General features: G+C 67.7%; 1 protein-coding gene and 1 pseudogene. Both read left to right on the top strand.

Features of this window, described 5'->3' with window-relative positions:
* Window positions 1-228 precede the first annotated feature (228 nt).
* On the top strand, window positions 229-1,956 hold the full coding sequence (gene poxB / locus AUL32_RS24275; RefSeq protein WP_062121099.1) for a ubiquinone-dependent pyruvate dehydrogenase: 1,728 nt from the start codon (window positions 229-231) through the stop codon (window positions 1,954-1,956).
* Window positions 1,957-2,155: 199 nt separating this feature from the next.
* Window positions 2,156-2,530: pseudogene (locus AUL32_RS24280) on the top strand (hypothetical protein); the annotation flags it as partial.

The raw sequence follows: 2,530 nt of genomic DNA on the forward strand, positions 1-2,530 counted from the left end.
GACCGGAGCCGTCGCGGTGGAAGGGCTGGTCTGACCTCGGCTAGAGGTCAAGGGCGAACGAACGCTCCCGGCGCCGATCGCGGCGCCGGGAGGCAGCCATGCGTGCCGTGAATGGGAACGGATCGAGGCGCAGCTAATTGAAAAGGGCATGCGCTTCGCACCGGCGAAGGTCCGGGGGAGGCGTCGGAAAACACTTAGCGTTCATCGCTGCCAGCCACGAGAGCCCCCATGAGCCAGTCCATCGCCGATCTGTTCGTCGCCACGCTGAAAGACGCGGGAGTGGAGCGCATCTGGGGTGTGACGGGCGATAGTCTCAACGCGTTGAACGACAGCCTGCGGCGCGACGGCGGGATTCAATGGATGCATGTGCGCCACGAGGAGGTCGCGGCCTTCGCGGCCGGGGCGGAGGCCGCCGCGACGGGGCAGCTCGCGGTCTGCGCGGGAAGCTGCGGGCCGGGTAATCTTCATCTGATCAACGGCCTGTTCGACTGCCAGCGCAACCGCACGCCGGTTCTGGCGATCGCCGCCCATATCCCCTCCAGCGAGATCGGCCTCAACTACTTCCAGGAAACGCATCCGACCGAGCTGTTTCGCGAATGCAGCCATTTCTGCGAAATGCTCCAGACGCCCGAGCAGATGCCCGAGCTTCTGCACCGCGCCATGCGCACGGCGATCGCGCAAGGCGGCGTCGCGGTCATCGTCGTGCCAGGCGATGTCGCGTTGAAGCCCGCGCCCAAGATTGCGCGCACCGGCTTTCCCAAGCTCAAAGCCGCTCGGCTGGTGCCCGATGCCGGGGAGATCGACCGGCTCGCGGCCCTTGTCAACGCGTCGGGCGCCGTCACGCTTCTCTGCGGGGCCGGCGTCGCCGGCGCGCATGACGAGGTCGTGGCGCTGGCCGAGGCGTTGCAGGCGCCGATCGTCCACGCTTATCGCGGCAAGGAATGGATCGAGTGGGACAATCCCTACGATGTCGGCATGACCGGCCTCATCGGCTTCTCCTCGGGCTACCACGCGATGATGGAGTGCGACACGCTCCTGATGCTCGGCACCGACTTTCCGTATCGCAACTTCTACCCGGAGAAGGCGGTGGTAGCGCAGGTGGATCGCGATCCCGGCGCGCTGGGTCGGCGCACGCCGATCACGCTCGGCGTCGTCTCGGACGTGCGCGAGGCGGTCTCGGCGCTGCTGCCGCGCATCGCGCCAGAGCGCGACGGCGCCTTTCTCCAGGCGGCCAGAGAGCACTACCGCTCGGCGCGCGAGGGGCTCGACGCTCTGGCGACGCCGCGCGAGGGCGATCAGCCCCTCCATCCGCAATATGTCGCCAAGCTGATCGACGAGTTGGCGAGCGACAACGCGATCTTCACCGCCGATGTCGGCACGCCCGCCGTCTGGGCCGCGCGCTACCTGACCATGAACGGCAAGCGCCGGCTCGTCGGCTCGTTCAACCATGGCTCCATGGCCAATGCCATGCCGCAGGCGCTGGGCCTCCAGTCGGCCTGTCCCGGCCGGCAGGTCGTGTCGCTTTCGGGTGACGGCGGGCTTACCATGCTGATGGGCGATCTTCTGACGGCAAGCCAGATGGGCCTGCCGATCAAACTGGTCGTCTTCAACAATGCGACTCTCGGTTTCGTGGAGATGGAGCAGAAGGCGGCGGGCTATGTCGACACCAATGTCGCGCTGCGCTCGGCCGACTTCGCCGCCATCAGCCGCGAGATGGGTTTCCTCGGCCTGCGCGTCACCCGCTCCGACGCGCTGGAAGGCGCGCTTAAGGCCGCCTTCGCCCATGACGGACCGGCGCTGGTGGACGTGGTGACGGAAACGCTGGAACTCGCGCTGCCGCCCAAGATCCAGCTCGCGCAGGCCGCAGGCTTCAGCCTCTACTCGCTGCGCGCCATCATGAGCGGGCGAGGCGACGAGGTGGTGGAACTGGCCGACGCCAACCTGTTCCGTCGATAGATCAGCCCGTCAATTGCAACCACGACTTATGATTTCGTCTGGCTTACTTCCTTCCCGGGTCTGCCTTGGCTCGCCGGGTGCGAGAGCGCAGGCCCGTGACCTTCCGCCCAGCCCCGGCTGATCCGTCGCGATCCCGGTTCGGGCGGTGCGAGGCCATCGGCGCGGGAAAGGGGAGAGGGACATCGCGGATCGGACCTACGTGGATCAGGCGCGCCAGCCCCCCGGCCTTCTCACCTGCGCCCATATCGACATTCTCTGTACGCTGGGCGAGGCCCTGGCGCGCAGCGGCGACCCCGCCCATTCCTACGAGGCCTATTCCTACATTCTCGGTAATTGCGACGGCGAGGCCGAGCGCCTCGCCACCGTCCAGAAGGCGAGCGCCGTGCGGTCGCCGCAAGGGGCCGAGGCGCTGGCCGCGCTGGGCCGGCGCATGCCCGACGGGCGGGGCGAGTTCGACACGTTGCGCTTCGACAATCTGCGCGGGCAGATGGGCCGCGTCGCCTCGCGCGAGAGCGCCTCACTTCCCGACCCGGCCAATCTGAAGTCCTTCGCCGACTACATCGGCAAGAGCCGA

Source organism: Aureimonas sp. AU40 (assembly GCF_001463785.1).
Lineage (GTDB): Bacteria > Pseudomonadota > Alphaproteobacteria > Rhizobiales > Rhizobiaceae > Aureimonas.